Genomic DNA, 1,641 nt, shown 5'->3' on the forward strand with positions numbered 1-1,641 from the left:
ACGGGGTGGAGCGCATCGGGGACGGTGCGTTTGAAGACTGCACTGGCATCACGGAGATGACATTCCCCGTAGGTCTTTCGCGCATCAAGGGATATGCGTTTTCTGGCTGCACCAGCCTCGCCAAGCTGACCTTCCAAAGCGCCACGCCCCCGACGATAGGGGGCGCCGCTTTCAATGGCGTTGCCACCACCGGCACGATCTACTACCCAGCCGGGTATGCGTCGGATTGGCTGGGGGTCTCCGGGTTGCCCGGCGGCTGGACGCTCGCTTCCCTGATTACCCTCGAAGTGACCTACAACGACGGCGCCACCATGGCGGATGCCATTCAAGATGCGCTGCCTGCGGCGGGTGTTGGCAAGGAGCAGGTGACCGGAATCAAGATTACCGGCAATGCCACGGCGGTCACCGGCGACAACTGGAAGGCCCTGTACGACCTTTATAAGAATGATAGCGGCTGGACAAACCTGAGCGCCCTATACCTGTCGGGTATGACGGAGCTTACGACCATCGGTGATATAAGTTCTTATAGCACCAATGTTCCAAAGCTCGTAGAAGTAAAGTTGCCCGACAGCCTGACTACCATCGGGGCCGCTGCGTTTGTTGGCTGCGCTAACCTAGAACTAGACGAGTTGCCCGACAGCCTGACGATCATCGGGGACTTTGCGTTTTCTGGCTGCGCCGGCATCAGGCTGGCCGCCCTGCCGGACGGAGTGGAGAGCATCGGGGACTCTGCGTTTACTGGCTGCACCAACCTTGCACTGACCGCCCTGCCGGACAGGGTGGAGAGCATCGGGAGCAGTGCGTTTTCTGGCTGCACCGGCATCAAGCTGACCGCCCTGCCGGACGGGGTGGAGAGCATAAGGGACAGTGCGTTTTCTGGCTGCACCGGCATCAGGCTGACCGCCCTGCCGGACGGGGTGGAGAGCATCGGGGACGCCGCGTTTTATGGCTGCACCGGCATCACGGAGATGACATTCCCCGAAAAACTGACCAGCATCGGGGACATTGCGTTTTCTGGCTGCACCAGCTTAGACAAGCTGACCTTCCAAAGCGCCACGGCCCCGACGATTGGCATCAGCATTTTCGGTGGCGTTGCCACCACCGGCAACATCTACTACCGAGCCGGGTACGCGCCAAATTGGCTGGGGGTCTCCGGGTTGCCCGGCGGCTGGACGCACGTTCTTACCTACCGGCTGACGGTGGAGAATGGCACGGATACAACGAAGGCCTCATTCTACCCGGAAGGCGGACAGGCCGTCATCGAGGCCGACGCAGCGCCGGGTGGGAAGGCATTCGACAAGTGGGAAACGTTAGGCGGCGGCAGCTTTTTAAACGCTGCCAGCGCCAGCACCACCTTCACCATGCCCGCTGCCGACACGACCGTGCGGGCCACCTACAGAACCACCACGCCCGCCCCCGGCCCGGCCAACGCCAGCATTAATCCCGACAAGGCGACCTTCGACCGCTATCCCTCCGGCAAGAACCATCGGGACATACCGGTCACGCTTTCGCCGGGCAGCCATACATTGAACGGCATCGGCTGCGGCAACGTGACCTTGCAGGCCGGGCGGGACTACACCGTGAGCGGCAGCCGGTACACATTCTCCAAGACCTATCTTGCCACGCTGGGGAAAGGCACCC

The 1,641-nt window shown here is 61.9% G+C and carries 1 protein-coding gene; it reads left to right on the forward strand.

Features of this window, described 5'->3' with window-relative positions:
- Positions 1-1,641 (forward strand): leucine-rich repeat protein (locus HMPREF0980_RS10180; RefSeq protein ID WP_198146226.1); only part of this gene is annotated, 1,641 nt, incomplete at both ends.

Source organism: Dorea sp. D27, from assembly GCF_001185345.1.
GTDB lineage: Bacteria > Bacillota > Clostridia > Lachnospirales > Lachnospiraceae > Extibacter.